The organism is Streptomyces sp. CB02261 (assembly GCF_001905665.1).
Lineage (GTDB): Bacteria > Actinomycetota > Actinomycetes > Streptomycetales > Streptomycetaceae > Streptomyces.
This window is the reverse complement of sequence record NZ_LIVX01000008.1, coordinates 81177-95001: the sequence shown is the minus strand read 5'-3', so window position 1 is coordinate 95001 and position 13825 is coordinate 81177. Positions and strand designations below refer to the sequence as shown.

General features: G+C 71.9%; 15 protein-coding genes. 4 read left to right on the top strand and 11 right to left on the bottom strand.

Annotation, left to right across the window (positions count from 1 at the left end):
- Positions 1 to 23: 23 nt before the first annotated feature.
- The 5 genes from AMK29_RS25695 to AMK29_RS25675 all read right to left on the bottom strand — a co-directional run bounded on the left by AMK29_RS25695 (position 24) and on the right by AMK29_RS25675 (position 4880).
- Complete coding sequence (locus AMK29_RS25695; protein WP_073817435.1) at positions 24 to 2276, bottom strand: hypothetical protein; 2253 nt, start codon at positions 2274 to 2276, stop codon at positions 24 to 26.
- A gap of 81 nt (positions 2277 to 2357) precedes the next feature.
- Positions 2358 to 2753 carry a hypothetical protein gene (locus tag AMK29_RS25690; RefSeq protein ID WP_073817432.1) on the bottom strand — a complete coding sequence of 132 codons (396 nt, stop codon included), beginning with the start codon at positions 2751 to 2753 and terminating at the stop codon, positions 2358 to 2360.
- Positions 2754 to 2917: 164 nt separating this feature from the next.
- Positions 2918 to 3703, bottom strand: a complete 786-nt coding sequence (locus tag AMK29_RS25685; protein WP_073817429.1) for an SDR family NAD(P)-dependent oxidoreductase — start codon at positions 3701 to 3703, stop codon at positions 2918 to 2920.
- An 83-nt stretch (positions 3704 to 3786) separates the two neighbouring features.
- On the bottom strand, positions 3787 to 4026 hold the full coding sequence (locus tag AMK29_RS25680) for a DUF397 domain-containing protein (RefSeq protein ID WP_073817427.1): 240 nt from the start codon (positions 4024 to 4026) through the stop codon (positions 3787 to 3789).
- Positions 4023 to 4880: a helix-turn-helix domain-containing protein gene (locus tag AMK29_RS25675; RefSeq protein ID WP_241845709.1), complete on the bottom strand. Its 858-nt coding sequence runs from the start codon at positions 4878 to 4880 to the stop codon at positions 4023 to 4025. Before AMK29_RS25675 ends, AMK29_RS25680 begins: the two co-directional genes overlap by 4 nt.
- A gap of 157 nt (positions 4881 to 5037) precedes the next feature.
- On the opposite strand from AMK29_RS25675, the gene AMK29_RS25670 reads away from it, so the two are divergent.
- A complete protein-coding gene (locus AMK29_RS25670; RefSeq protein WP_073817425.1) occupies positions 5038 to 5514 on the top strand; it encodes an ATP-binding protein in 477 nt (158 codons plus the stop codon).
- Between the two features lie 85 nt (positions 5515 to 5599).
- On the opposite strand, the gene fusA is transcribed toward AMK29_RS25670, so the two are convergent.
- Together fusA and AMK29_RS25660 are read right to left on the bottom strand one after the other, a co-directional pair.
- Positions 5600 to 7630 (bottom strand): elongation factor G, encoded by a 2031-nt coding sequence (gene fusA, locus AMK29_RS25665; protein ID WP_073817422.1) that lies wholly within the window; start codon positions 7628 to 7630, stop codon positions 5600 to 5602.
- A gap of 413 nt (positions 7631 to 8043) precedes the next feature.
- Positions 8044 to 9618 carry a S8 family peptidase gene (locus tag AMK29_RS25660; protein ID WP_073817419.1) on the bottom strand — a complete coding sequence of 525 codons (1575 nt, stop codon included), beginning with the start codon at positions 9616 to 9618 and terminating at the stop codon, positions 8044 to 8046.
- A gap of 401 nt (positions 9619 to 10019) precedes the next feature.
- Between AMK29_RS25660 and AMK29_RS25655 the strand changes: the two genes are divergently transcribed.
- Positions 10020 to 10430: a RidA family protein gene (locus AMK29_RS25655; RefSeq protein WP_073817417.1), complete on the top strand. Its 411-nt coding sequence runs from the start codon at positions 10020 to 10022 to the stop codon at positions 10428 to 10430.
- 87 nt (positions 10431 to 10517) lie between these two features.
- On the opposite strand, the gene AMK29_RS25650 is transcribed toward AMK29_RS25655, so the two are convergent.
- Together AMK29_RS25650 and AMK29_RS25645 are read right to left on the bottom strand one after the other, a co-directional pair.
- Positions 10518 to 10772, bottom strand: coding sequence for a DUF6332 family protein (locus tag AMK29_RS25650; RefSeq protein WP_079197140.1), 255 nt, complete (start codon positions 10770 to 10772; stop codon positions 10518 to 10520).
- A 21-nt stretch (positions 10773 to 10793) separates the two neighbouring features.
- On the bottom strand, positions 10794 to 11045 hold the full coding sequence (locus AMK29_RS25645) for a hypothetical protein (RefSeq protein ID WP_073817415.1): 252 nt from the start codon (positions 11043 to 11045) through the stop codon (positions 10794 to 10796).
- 188 nt (positions 11046 to 11233) lie between these two features.
- Between AMK29_RS25645 and AMK29_RS25640 the strand changes: the two genes are divergently transcribed.
- On the top strand, positions 11234 to 11902 hold the full coding sequence (locus AMK29_RS25640; RefSeq protein WP_073817868.1) for a hypothetical protein: 669 nt from the start codon (positions 11234 to 11236) through the stop codon (positions 11900 to 11902).
- Between the two features lie 178 nt (positions 11903 to 12080).
- Here the strand turns inward: AMK29_RS25640 and AMK29_RS37400 are convergent, their stop codons facing one another.
- Both AMK29_RS37400 and AMK29_RS25630 read right to left on the bottom strand, forming a co-directional pair.
- Positions 12081 to 12326 carry a hypothetical protein gene (locus AMK29_RS37400; protein ID WP_241845708.1) on the bottom strand — a complete coding sequence of 82 codons (246 nt, stop codon included), beginning with the start codon at positions 12324 to 12326 and terminating at the stop codon, positions 12081 to 12083.
- A gap of 284 nt (positions 12327 to 12610) precedes the next feature.
- On the bottom strand, positions 12611 to 13057 hold the full coding sequence (locus AMK29_RS25630) for a DUF1772 domain-containing protein (RefSeq protein WP_073817409.1): 447 nt from the start codon (positions 13055 to 13057) through the stop codon (positions 12611 to 12613).
- A gap of 91 nt (positions 13058 to 13148) precedes the next feature.
- Between AMK29_RS25630 and AMK29_RS25625 the strand changes: the two genes are divergently transcribed.
- A complete protein-coding gene (locus tag AMK29_RS25625) occupies positions 13149 to 13727 on the top strand; it encodes a TetR/AcrR family transcriptional regulator (RefSeq protein ID WP_073817406.1) in 579 nt (192 codons plus the stop codon).
- The last annotated feature ends 98 nt before the right edge of the window (positions 13728 to 13825 follow it).

Genomic DNA, 13825 nt, shown 5'->3' with positions numbered 1-13825 from the left:
CCCCCTTCCTCGGGGCGTGTCGCTCAGGTCGTACGGGCCAGGGCCGCGTGGAGAAGCGCGGCGTTGGGGGAGGGTGCCTCGCGGTCCCGCGCCCAGGTGTCCAGCCACCACAGCAGTCGCTCGCGGTGGGAGCCCCGCTTGCGCGAGATGTCCCACAGCAGGCGGTTGAGGGCTTCGAGGGTGCGCCGACCGCCGCGGGCGGCGTAGACGTCGATCCAGTCGCGCAGGGCGAGGAGCGCCGTGTCCTGCATCGGGCGGCGGGCCAGCGCGCGCGCCCACAGCTCCGCGATCGCGTCCTCGTGGTCGGGAAGGCCGCTCAGCAGCAGCGGCACCCCGGGCACGCCGTCCACCGGTCCGTCGCCCGTCGGTTCGTACGGGCGTCCCGCCGCGAAGAGGAACGCGGAGAGCGCCTTGACGACCATGGGGGAGAGGTCCTGCGGCTCGGACCAGTCCAGATAGGCGTCGAGGAGTTCTCTGGCCCGGCCCTGGTGGACGAGGTGGACGCCGCCCCAGGCCACCGACGGCAGTGTGCCCCAGTCGCCGTCCCGGTCGAGGGCGTCGTGCAGCACGGCCACCGCCCGCTCGGGCGCCTCCCGGCCGAGGAGCCCGCCCGCCGTGTTGGCGGCGGTCCCGGCGAGACGGCGCTGCCGGACCGAGCTGCCGCCGCGTGCCCAGCCGTGCAGCAGTTCCCACACGGCCTCCGCCGAGTCGTCCCGGCTCCCGGCCACACCGAGCGCCGTCGCGGCGGCCTGGCGGAGCTGCCAGGAGTCCGAGGCGGCCCAGGTGGTGAGGAAGCGGTGCACCGCGTAGTGGTGGTCGGCCCAGGCGAGGATCCCGGCGGCGACGGCCGCGCGGGCGCGGACCTCCAGGTCGCTGTGGTCGAGGAGCCGGCGCAGCCAGGTGAGCAGGGGCTCGCGCCAGCCGTCGAGTCCGGTCCAGGCGTAGATCAGGACGACCTGGCCGAGCATCGCGTTCCGGAAGCGCACCCGGGGCGGCCCGAACCCGTCGGAGTCGAGGCGGATCCACTGCTGCTCGTCGCCGAGCCGGTCCCTGAACCGGACGTCGGGCGGCGAGGCTTCGGGCAGCGCGAGCGCGGCCCGAAGCTTGACGGCGGCCTCGGACACGGTGAGGTAGCCGCTGTCCTCCAGGACGGCGGCGGCCAGCGCGAAGGCCACCGCCTCCGGGTTCCGGTGCCGGTCGAACCACGTCCGCACCTGGTCGCTCGGGTCCCGCAGCGCGGCCGCCGCGGCGGCCACGTCCCGGCCCGCGGAGATGTCGGCGGCGAGACGCGCGGCGTGCCGGGCCGCGGGCATCTCCCGCAGCGCGGCCACGACCCCGCCGCTCTCGAGCATCGCCCGCAGCTCGGTACGGGCCTCGGGCGCGCCGCCGTGGCCGAGCACCCGCCGTTCGAGGACGGCCACCGGGTCGACGGGCGCGAGGGCGTGCACGGCCACCGACTCGGCGCCGTCGCCGCGCACGGCCACCGCCAGGTCCTGGCCGCCGGTGAGGACCAGGTGGCAGCCGTGGGCGCGCAGAGCGGCCACGACCGCCGGAAGCCTGCGCGGAAGCGCGTCGAAGTCCCGCGCGCCGGCCACCCCGTCCTCCACGGCGACCAGGTATCCGCTGTCCCTGACCGGAGGTTCCCAGTCGGGCACGAGCACCGACGCCGGGTCGAGGAGTCGGTGGCAGGTGCCGCCGCCGTCGGCGCCGCCCAGGACGAGCGCCTCGGCGAGCAGGTTGACGGCGGCGGCCTCGCGACCGCTGCCGGACGGCCCGGTCAGGACGAGGAGCCGTCGCTCGCACAGGACGCCGAGGGCGGAGTCGTACCCCTCGGGCGGGACGAACAGCTCGGTGTGATCGACCAGTTCCGCGCCGCCGAGCGGCAGCACGGACCCGCCGCCCGGGTGGGCGGGGCGGCCGTGCCGCTCGCCTCCGGAGTGGAAGCCGCCGCCGAAGCTGACCGTGTCGTTGAAGAGAGCCAGCGTCCCGATCCGCGTGCCGGAGGCGTCGGCGTTGAGGCGCTGCGTGATCAGGTCCGCGATGGCACCGGCCTTCAGCGCCTCGGAACGCTCGGCATCGTCGGACGCCGAGCCCTCCGTGAGGGAACGCAGGGCGTCGGACTCGCTGACGGGGCCGTCCTGCTCCGCCTGCCCCGAGCGCGCCTCACCCTCCGACGCGCCTTTCGGGGCGTCGGAAGGGGCGGGCGTCACGGGGGCGGGATCGGAGCGGTCACTCGTACCGCCGGACGACGACTCGGCGGTGGGTTCCTCGCTCATGGCACAGGTCTTCCGGGGATGGGTCGGCGAAGGACGGCGCGAGCACGGCCGCCTTCTCTGAGCAGGGACGGACGGACGTCGTTACGAGACGTTCCAGTCGCCCTTGATCTCGACCTTCTCGTTGAAGACCTGAGCGTTCTTGATCAGTGCGGCGCTGACCTGCGGCCCACCGCGCCCGGCCACCACGGCCTCGTCGACGATCCGCCGGATGTCGCTCTCGAAGTCACGGTCACGCAGCATGTGCGCCGTGAGCATCCGCTCCAGGTCCTGCTGGCCGGTTTCGTCGTCCGGCGTGTCGGTCACGCGCTCCAGAGCGGCCTGGGCGTCGCCGTCCCCGCGGAAACGCTCCCGGATCCGGGCGATCAGCCGCGCCCCACCGGTCCAGCCGCTCCGCCCGGCCTCCTGCCCCGTGGCTTCCAAAGCACCCTTGACCACGAGCGCTACGCCCGCTGCCGCGATGGCCGTCAACGGATCCATGAACTCCCCCGATTGTTCCCGTACGCACCCCGTACACACGTGAGGCCATTCAAGTGCTCACCGCGTGGACCGCCAGGGGTTCCACGAACTATGACCGAAAGCCGTCGGCCCGCCGCGGTACGTGATGGCCGGATCTCGCTGGGCGCAGGAAAGGAGACGGGGGGTCAGTGGACGGAGAAGCCGCCGTCCACGAAGAGGGACTGGCCCGTCACGTACGCGGACGAGGCACTCGCCAGGAAGACGGCCGCGCCCGCGAAGTCCTCCGCGAGCCCGTTCCGGCCGACCATCGTGCGGGCCGCGAGGGCCGCGACCTTCTCCGGGTCGGACGACAGGCGCTGGTTGAGCGGGGTCATCACGAAGCCGGGGACCAGGGTGTTGCAGGTGACGCCGTACGGCGACCAGGCCTCGGCCTGCGAACGGGCCAGGGACTCCAGAGCGCCCTTGGACACCCCGTACGCCCCGCTCTGCACGAAGGCCCGGTGCGCCTGCTGCGAGGTGATGTGGATGATCCGCCCGAAGCCCCGCTCCGCCATCCCGGGGCCGAAACGCCGGCCCAGGAGGAACGGCGCCTCCAGGTTCACGGTCATGGTCGTGTCCCAGACCTCGTCGCTCAGCTCGCCGAGCGGCGGACGGAGGTTGACGCCCGCCGAGTTGACGAGGATGTCGGGCTCCCCGAAGACGGCGGCGGCCTGCTCGGCCACCTCCGTGATCCCCGTACGGGTGCTCAGGTCGCCGCTCACCCAGGCGGCCCGACAGCCGTCGGCCGTCAGCTCGTCGACGGTCGCGACGAGTTCGGCCTCCTTGCGCGCGACGATCACGACGCTCGCCCCGGCGCGCGCCAGGGCCCCGGCGATGGCACGCCCGATCCCGGAGCTGCCGCCCGTGACGAGGGCGGTGCGCCCGTCGAGGGAGAAGAGGCCGGAGAGGTAGCCGCCGGGGGTGGTGCTCATGGGTGTCGCTCCTCGCGTCGTGCGTGTACCCACCCGTCCGGTGAGATGGAGGGCAGGTACACGCATCCTGCCAGACGCGCGAATCAGGCCAGCTGGGCGAGGAACCCCGTCCAGGCGTCGGGCGCCACGGCGAACTGGGGCCCGTCCGGGTTCTTGGAGTCGCGGACGTGGACGGTGGAGGGGCAGGTGGCGACCTCGACGCAGTTATCGCCGCTTCCACTGCTGTAGCTGGACTTGTGCCAGGAGAGGGCGACTTCCACGCAGTCGCCGTCGCCGCCGCTGCTGTAGCTGCTCTTGAACCAAGCCAGGTCTGTGGTGCTCATGTTGCTCCTCGCATCTCCCGCAACAGGCTCACGGACTCCTCTGCGGAAAGAGCCTGTGCCCGCATCCTGGCATATCGCTTCTGCAGGATGCTGACTACTTTGGCGTCGGGGATGAGCTGTCCCGTCTCCTGGCCCTCGCAGTAGGCGTACCACCTGTTCTCCTGGGTTTCGAGGAGGCACAGTGGGCCGTTGAGGCCCGCGTGGTGACCGCGCGACTGCGGCATGACCTGAATGTCGATGTTGCGCCGGGAGCAGAGATCCAGGATGTGATCGATCTGGTCCCGCATGACCTCCGGGCCGCCCGTCTGGCGGCGCAGTACATGCTCCTCGACGATGAAGCTGTAGATCGTGTGGGGGCGTTCCGTGAGGAGCTTCGTCCGCGCGACGCGCGTGGTGAGGAGGGACTCGATCTCGTCGTCCCCCAGCGCCGGAATCTGCTCGTCGAACAGCGTCTTCGCATACGCCGGCGTCTGGAGCAGCCCCGGCACCAACCGGTTCTCGTACGTGTACAGCGTCACCGCCTCCGCCTCCAGCTTCGCCCACTGGCGGAACCAGCTCGCCAGCCCCGGCTTGCGTGCCAGGTGCTTCGCCGCCGCCCGGATCACCGCGAACGCGTCGAGTACCCGCTCCGCACGCTCCACGAAGTCGGCGGACGGTAAACGCCGGCCCTGCTCGATCGAGGCGATCGTCGGCACCGAGTACCCGACCATCGGGGCGAACTGCTCCTGTGTGAGGCCGGCTCGTCTACGGAAGGCCTTGACCACCTCCCCGAAGGCCTTCAGGCTGTCCGACGTCTCCGGCTCGCCTCCGTATGGAGCCGTGTCCGTCACTTCGCCCGGAACCTCGTCCGTCACTCCGGCCACCTCCCGCACCCGTGCACTCGCACTCGCACTGAACGCGACCATGCTCACGGGTAGTGACCGGTACCGTCCAGAGTGTGAACCCGTACGCTGTCGCAGCGTACGGGTTTCTGACCTGGTAACCGGCTCTGCGCGGCGCCACATTGGCCCCATGACCTCCCCCGTGACCCGCGAAGTGCCCGTCACCGTACGTGTGTTCGTCCAGCGCTTCAGCTCCACCCCGCGAGGCGCACGCCTCGCCCGTCGGCTCGCTCTCCACCAACTGCACCGCTGGGACTTCCCGTACGGCTCCGTCACCTCCGACACCGTCGGGCTGCTCGTCGCCGAACTCGCCGCCAACGCCGTGACGCACGGCCGGGTACCGGGTCGGGACTGCGAGCTGAGGCTCTCGTACACGCCGGGGGTGCGGCTCCGGGTCGACGTCTCCGACACGCGGGGCGAGCGCAGGCCGTCCGCCGGGGCGGGTGGCCCGGTCCGTGCCCTGGACAGCGAGGGCGGGCGCGGCCTGCTCATCGTCGAGGCGCTGGCGTCACGGTGGGAGGTGCTCGACCGCGTACCGGTCGGGAAGACCGTACGGGCCGAGCTCGACCTCGGTCCGGATCGCCGACGACAGGCGGTCGAGCACTGAGGCGCTCTTTCGAGTCCCCGACCTGAGCGGCGCGACCGCGCCGGCCGGACAGGCCCTGGAGCCTGTCCGGCCGGCGGGGACCGGGTCACCTCACGCCGGGCGCGCGGTCCGGCGCCGGGGCGTAGCCCGCCGGGCGGGTCGTGAACGTGCCCCGGCCCTGGGTGCGCCCGCGGAGGCGGGACGCGTAGCCGAAGAGCTCGGCCAGCGGCACCGTCGCCTCCACCACCGCCGTACCGGAGCGGGTCGTCTGGTCCGTGACCCGGCCCCGGCGGGCCGCGAGGTCGCCGAGGACCGTCCCCACGGACTCCGCCGGGACGGTGACCGTGACGTCGGCCACCGGCTCCAGGAGCGTCACGGCGCTCGCGCGGAGCGCCTCGCGGAGCGCGAAGCGGCCCGCCGTACGGAACGCCATCTCCGACGAGTCCTTCGCATGCGTGGCGCCGTCCGTGAGCGTGACCCGGACGCCCGTCACCGGGTGCCCGCCGAGGGGGCCCTCCACGAGGGCGTCCCGGCAGCCGGCCTCGACCGCGCGGACGTACTCCTGCGGGACACGCCCGCCCGTGACCGTCGAGCGGAACGCGAACTCCTCGGTGGAGTCGGACTCCAGCGGCTCCACGTCGATGACGACGTGCGCGAACTGGCCCGCGCCGCCGTCCTGCTTCACATGGCGGTACAGCAGGCCGGTGACGCCCCTCGCCACCGTCTCCCGGTACGCCACCTGCGGACGGCCGACCGTGACCTCAAGCCCCCGGTCGCGCCGCAGCTTCTCCACCGCGACCTCCAGATGCAGTTCACCCAGCCCCGACAGGACCGTCTGGCCCGTCTCCGGGTCCGCGCGCACGACCAGCGACGGGTCCTCCTCCGACAGCCGGGCGAGAGCCGTCGCCAGGCGGCCCGTGTCCGTGCTGCGGCGGGCCTCCACGGCGACCGAGACCACCGGGTCGGCGGTCGACGGCGGTTCGAGGACGACCGGTGCGCCCGGCGCGCACAGCGTCGCACCGGCACGGGCGGTCTTCGGCCCGACGACGGCGACGATGTCCCCGGCGCGCGCCACGTCGACCTCCGTCGCCCGGTCGGCCTGGACCCGCAGGATGCGGGCGATCCGCTCGGTGCGGCCGGTGACGGCGTCCAGCACGGTGTCCCCCTTCGCGATCGTGCCCGCGTAGACGCGGACGTACGTCATCCGGCCGGTGGCGGTCGCGCTCACCTTGAACGCGAGCGCGGTGAACGGCGCCTCCGGGTCCGCCGGGACCTCCCCGCGGACCGGCGGCATGTCCGACGGCGCCGGGAGGTACGCGACGACGGCGTCGAGCAGCGGCTCGACACCCCGGTTGCGGTACGCGGAGCCGCAGAGGACGACCACGGCCTCGCCGGAGAGGGTGAGGTCGCGGAGGGCCGCCGTCAGCGTCCCCTCGGAGAGCGCGGAGTCCGCGCAGAACTCCTCCAGGGCGCCCGGATGCAGCTCCGCCACCGTCTCCTCCAGGCGTCGCCTGCGGTGCCGGGCCTCGTCCCGGAGCCCGTCCGGTACCGGCTGCTCGGCGTACGTGTCGGCGCCCTCGGCCCACACGTACGCCCGCATCCGGACCAGGTCCACGACGCCGGTGAAGCCGTCCTCGCGCCCGATCGGGAGCTGGACGGGCAGCGGGACGGTGCCGAGGCGGGTACGGATCGACTCGACGGCGCCGTCGAGCTCCGCGCCCGCGCGGTCCAGCTTGTTGACGAACGCGATGCGCGGGACGCCGTGCCGGTCGGCCTGCCGCCACACCGTCTCGCTCTGCGGCTCGACGCCCGCGACGGCGTCGAATACGGCGACGGCTCCGTCGAGCACGCGCAGCGAGCGCTCGACCTCGTCGGAGAAGTCGACGTGCCCCGGGGTGTCGATCAGGTTGATCCGGTGCCCGGCCCAGTCGCAGCTGACGGCCGCGGCGAAGATCGTGATGCCCCGGTCCCGCTCCTGCGGGTCGAAGTCGGTGACGGTCGTGCCGTCGTGGACCTCGCCCCGCTTGTGGGTGGCGCCGGTCAGGTACAGGAACCGCTCGGTGACGGTGGTCTTGCCCGCGTCGACGTGGGCCAGGATGCCGAGGTTGCGGACGGCGGTGATGTCAGGGGTACGCACGGTCTCGTGCCTTTCGCTGCTGCGTGGAGAACAGGGCAGCGCGATTCCCGGACGAGCGTCAGGAGCGAGAGGACGTCGTCACGGACGGCGATGGCGGGCGCGCAGCCGCCACCGCTCGGCGGAGGAGGCGAGGATCACGTCGTACCGGGTACGGGAGGAGGACACGGCGACGGCACGGTGGCTGCGCACGGTCTTCTCCCCTCGGTCGGACGGCTCGGCGGCGCACCGACCGGTGCGCCCGAGACGGGAGTGTAGGGAGCCCGGTGCGCCGCGCGACAGCGGTTTTCCACGCCGGCCGGCCGGTCGCGGACGCGCTGGGCCGGCTGCTGGAGCTGCTCGGCCGGCGGTCCGTCACCGCACGGTGAGGGGTGACCGCTCGTAGGCGACCGCCCCTCACCGCGCGCTTCTCCGGCTCAGAACTGCAGGGCCCAGGAGTCGATCTTGCCGTTGTCGCCGGACGAGTCGTCCGAGACCCGCAGCTTCCACGTGCCGTTGGCGACCTCGGAGGAGGCGTTCACGACATAGGTGGTGTTGACGTTGTCCAGGCTGCCGCCGGTGCCGAAGGCCTTCAGGGTGTACGCCGTGCCGTCGGGGGCGATCAGCTGGACCTGGAGGTCGGCGATGTAGGTGTGGACGATGTTGACCGGCACCTGGAGGGCGGCGGGGGCGTTGCCGGTGACGCCGGTGACGGTGACCGGGGATTCGACGGTCGCGTTGTCGGTGATGGCGTGGTCGACGGTGTTCTCGAACTTCGGGGCGCTGGGCGGCGGGGGAGTGGTGGTGCCGACGCGGAGAAGCCGGTTCGGGGAGCCGGTGCCGGGGTCGGTGACGACGTTCGGGGTGGCGGCGGTCGTCAGGGCGGCGGAGACCTGCGCCGGGGTCGCGGTCGGGTTGCCGGCGAGGTAGGCGGCGGCGGCGCCGGTGACGTGCGGGGCCGCCATCGACGTGCCGGAGATCGTGTTGGTGGCGGTGTTGTTGGTGTTCCACGCCGAGGTGACGGAGGAGCCGGGGGCGAAGATGTCGAGGACGCTGCCGTAGTTGGAGAAGCTGGAGCGGGCGTCGGTATTGGTCGTGGAGCCGACGGTGATCGCTTCCGGGACGCGCGCGGGCGAGTGGTTGGACGCGTCGGAGTTCGAGTTGCCCGCGGCGACGGCGTACGTGATGCCCGAGGCGATCGAGTTGCGCACGGCCGTGTCGAGGGCCGGGTCGACGCCTCCGCCGAGGCTCATGTTGGCGACGGCCGGCTTGACGGCGTTCCGGGTGACCCAGTCGACGCCCGCGACGATCTGCGCGGTGGTGCCGGAGGCGGAGTTGTCGAGGACGCGGACGCCGACGATCTTGGCCTTCTTGGCGACGCCGTACGCCGTGCCCGCGACGGTGCCGGCGACGTGGGTGCCGTGGCCGTTGCCGTCCTGGGCGGTCTTGTCGTTGTCGACGGCGTCGTAGCCGTTGAAGGCCCGGCCACCGAAGTCGCTGTGGGCGATGCGTACACCGGTGTCGAGGATGTACGCGGTGACGCCCTGGCCCGCGGAGTCCGGGTAGCTGTAGCTCTGGTTCAGCGGAAGGGCCGGCTGGTCGATCCGGTCCAGGCCCCAGGACGGCGGGGCGGGCTGCGTGGCGTCGATGGTGAAGACGCGGTTCTGGACGACGGACGTCACGGCGGGGTCGGCGGCGAGCTTCTTCGCCCGGGCCTCGGAGAGTTCGACGTGGTAGCCGTTGAGCGCCGAGGTGTACGTCCTCTTGATCTTCGCGCCGAACTTGGCCGCCACGGCGCGGCCCTGGGCGGTCTCGGCCCGCGCCGACTCGTGGAGGGTGACGATGTAGCTGCCCGCGACGGTGCCTTCCGCTCCGGCGTTCTCGATCACGCCCTCGGGGGTGGCGGGAGAGGCGACGGCGGGGAGGGCGGGCGCGGAGCCGAGGGCGAGGGCGGCGAGGGTTATGGCGGCGGCGGTGGCGACGCGGCGACGCGGGTCACGCATCATCGACATGTGGGGGGTCCTTCTCATGGGTGGGGTGCGCTCCTGTGGGAGTACGGCAGACGGGCGACAGGAACCGGACGCGACCCGGCACCGCCTCGACGCCGGGGTCCCGGCCGATGGCCGCCGACGCGAGGGCGACCGCGGGCTGCGAGTCGCCAACTACCGGCATCTACGACGGATGTGACGCCCTCGTGCATGCGCGAATCACGCACGAGAACTGGCGCAAGATTGTCAGAACAGACCCGTGCATGTCACTAGCGCGCATGAAAAGTTCACCTGCGCGCATCATGAGGCAGCATCAACAGACCACGGGACAAGGCTCGTCCACCCGACCGACGGCAAATGTGTCGAAGGTGGAGTCGACCTCTGAGAGGGTCTGAGTGTCCCGGACCTGCTGCGAGAGGAAGCCCGTGCCGCGTGCTGTCACCCTGATTCGCTCTGCCTCCCTGTCCGAGGTCGCGGAGTACGCCTACGCGGCCACAGCCCCGGCCGAGTCGCGGCTGATCTTCCTGGCCGGAGCATGTCCTCTGAACGAGGACGGCTCCACTGCGGCGATCGGGGACGTCGCGGGGCAGGCGGCCAGGGCCGTGGAGAACATGCGGACCGCCCTGGCGGACTCGGGCGCGTCACTGCGCGATGTCATCAGCACCCGTGTTCTCGTCGCCTCTCACCGGCGGGAGGACCTGGTGACGGCGTGGGAGGTCGTCCGGGACGCGTTCGGCGACCACGACGTGCCCAGCACCTTGATGGGTGTCACCGTGCTCGGCTATGACGGCCAGCTCGTAGAGATCGAAGCCGTCGCCGCGGTGCTCGACTCCTGAGCCGACGCGTCCACGGGATGGATGGCGGCCCGCGACAGGGCCCGCGCACCCGGAGGGCGGCGGCGCCCCCGAGAGGCCGGCCGGCGGTCAGCGGCCCTTACGGCGCTGCGCGTCGAAGCGGCGCAGCACCCGCACCAGGCGCCACACCCCGGCGACCGCTCCGAGCAGCGCACCGCCCATCCAAGCGGCCTCTCGCGCCGGACCGGAGACGCCGAGGGCGAGTGCGGGAGCAAGAACGACGACGAAGACCACGCCGGCCAGCGCGGTGGCGGTCACCAAGGCGAAAACGATCTCGACCGTCATTGCGTCCTTCTCCCACCGCGACTCACGCCCCATGTCCATGCGGCAAGTCTCACATCACGGTCAAGCCGGAGAGCTGTCTCGACGCTCCGACGCGAGAGCGCCGTCCACGTACGAGGTGACGCTGATCGAGCAACCGGCATCGGCGGTGACGTCTGGGCGGCTCCCGTGGGCATCCTCTGTGGGGAGTTCGGGAATGAGGAAGGCGATATGCAGGCTCATCGTCTCTTTGACGAACCACAGCTCGGCGGGCGGCGTCTCGGCGTCCGGGCTCCACCCGTGTCGTAGCGCCACCGTCCGGTAGTACGCCGCCACGTCGGCCCGTGTGCCGGGAAAGGCGTATGTCCGCGGGCTTCCTTCAGGTCCTGAGATGCGGCCTTGGTAGGGACGGGCTCGCCTGTGCAAGTGCCGGGTGGTGGCCCCCGTCCGACTCTGAGCGTTCCACGGACCGCGACGCCGGGCGGGGCGGGGCTGGTGTCAGAGGGATCCGGTTGGATGAGCCCGTGACTGTCTCTGACGTAGCCCGTCGGCTTCCCGCCATCGCTGACCTGCGAGACCTGTGCCGCTCGCTTGCGGTGCTCGACGCGATCCTGAGCCCGGACTGGGAAAGCCGGTACTACTCGTTCAATGCCGGCTGGGCCGATGGCGCGGAGATGGCGTCGATGCGTAACGGATCGGGGGACGAATACGCCATCGTGTTCTCGGCGGCCGGGGCCTGTGTCCGCGGCTTCGACCACGAAGCACCGATGAGCCCGTACGGCAACGACGGCGAGCCCTGGCCGGGAGTGATCGACGACGTTCCCGAGGTCTTCAAGCCCTTCGTCGAGGAGCCGGCGTTCACCGACGAGGACGGCGTGCCCGTCGTGACGGCCTGCTTGTGGCACGAGGTGACGGATGATCGATGGCGTCATGGCGCGATCGACTTCCCCTCGGACCATGCCGACCCTGATGGGGCGACGGGGCTGTTCCCACTCCTGGTCGACCGCTCACCCGAGGCGTATCAGCGGTTCGCCGAGGACTATTACGAGGTCTCTGTGGATCTGGAAGCGGTGCGTGACGTGTATGCCTTGAGGCCGCTGGACCAGGAACTCGTGTCGTCGTTGAACGCAGAGGTCACCCTGGCGGACCTGGCCCAGGACATCTCCGAGATCGGCTATCCGCAGGCGCACTGAGGGCTGACCCACGCGCACGTTCCGGCTGGTGGGCCTCCGTACTCGACGGTCGCCGGCTCCCCGAGAAGCGTCTCCGTCGCGGATCGCGTCGACGACGCGGAGTCGGACGGCGGTCCGCCGGGAGGCCGGCGGGGCCTTCGGCGACGCCGGGCGAACCCAGGCGTTCCGCCCGGCAGGCTCACTCGGGCTCCGGCCGTGAGGCGGCCGCCTCGACACCTGATGCCCTCAGCTTGCGGGCCAGGAGCTCCATCTCGGGCAGGGTTCCTGAGTACTGCCCGGTCAGGACCTGCTCCAGCACTGCCCGGACGCCGTCCAGACCGATGCCGAACTCCGCCCGCAGCACCCGCATGATGGCGGTGCTGCTCGTCGGCAGTGCCACATGCAACGTTGCCCGCCCGTGCTCGGAGAGCAGCCGTCCACGCATGTCGTCCGGCAGCTCACCGCCACAATCAGCCAAGAAAGACCCGCAGGTCGGACACGTCGTCTCGACATCCCACCGCAGTTCCTCGCCCACCAGCGCCTGGACTCCGCACCACTCGGCCTCGGCTCCACACCCCTGGCACACAGCGGAGTACCTGATGGACTCGACCAAGATCGACTCTTCCATGTCCCCACCCCCGAGACGAGAGGCTAACGGTAGGCGGCAAGCGCCCGGCCGGCCTCGTGCCGGCCGGGCGCGGGTGCCAGGGGCGTACTCGGTCCGCCGGGTCAGGTGAGGGTGGCGACCAGCAGGGTGAAGGCGGCGACGATGATGGCGACGCGGATGTAGTGGAGGCGGTCCCAGCGGTCGCGCTGCTGCTTCCAGTCGGCGGGCCGGTTCTCGGGGGTCCACGTCTTGCTCCGGTTGTTGATCGGGACGAGCAGCAGGATCGACATGATCACGCTGAGGAGCAGCAGCCCGCCCGCGGTGACGACGAGGCCGGTGCCGTGGTCGTGCCGTCCGGCGACGGCCCACACCGCGACGAGGACGAGCGACGTGATGTACCAGACCGGCATCACGGCGCCGAGCATCCGGCCCCCGTGGGCGCGGCCCAGTTGGCCGCTGTCCTCGGGGAGCGCGTTGAGGATGGGGTTGATGACGAAGGCGACGGAGAACTCCACCCCCACCATCACGCCGACGACCACGGTGGTGAAGACCTCGAGTGCGGTGAGCATGATGACCCCTCCGGTTTTCTAGCATTGCTAGGCGATGAAGCAAAGCTAGCGCTGCTGCCGCTCGATTGTCTAGCGGTGCTAGGATCAGGTCATGTCGGTACAGGAACGCAAGGAGCGCGAGCGGGCGGGCCGCGAACGTCTCATCGTGGCGACCGCCCGCGAACTCGCCGAGCAGCAGGGCTGGGACGCGGTCACCACGCGCCGGCTCGCCGAGCGCATCGAGTACAGCCAGCCCGTCCTCTACAGCCACTTCCGCGGCAAGCGCGAGATCATCGGCGCCGTCGCCCTCGAAGGGGCCGCCGAGATGGCCGTGGCGCTGAGAGCCGCGACCCGTGCCGTCGACGGCCCGCGCGACCGGGTCGCCGCCCTGGCCCGCGCGTACCTATCCTTCGCCGCACGCAACCCGGCGGTCTACGACGCCATGTTCCAACTCGACGGCGGCCTGGCGTTCGCGCGCGAGGACACCCCCGCGCCGTTGAAGGACGCCTTCGCCGCCCTGCTGGAGAGCCTCGGCGATGTCGCCGGGGACGGCGTCCACCCGGGACTGTTCACCGAGGTGTTCTGGGCCGCCCTGCACGGGCTGGCCACCCTCACCCGAGCGGGACGGCTGCCGCCGGAGTACGCCGAGTCGAGGGTGGAGCTGCTGGTGGACCGGCTGGTCGTGGTCTGACGCGACCTCTCGGCGGGCGGGTGGCCGGGCCCCTCGGGCCCCGGCGCTGCCTGCCCGCGGTATCGCCGCCGGTCACTCGCGCCCGCAGGGCGCGGCCT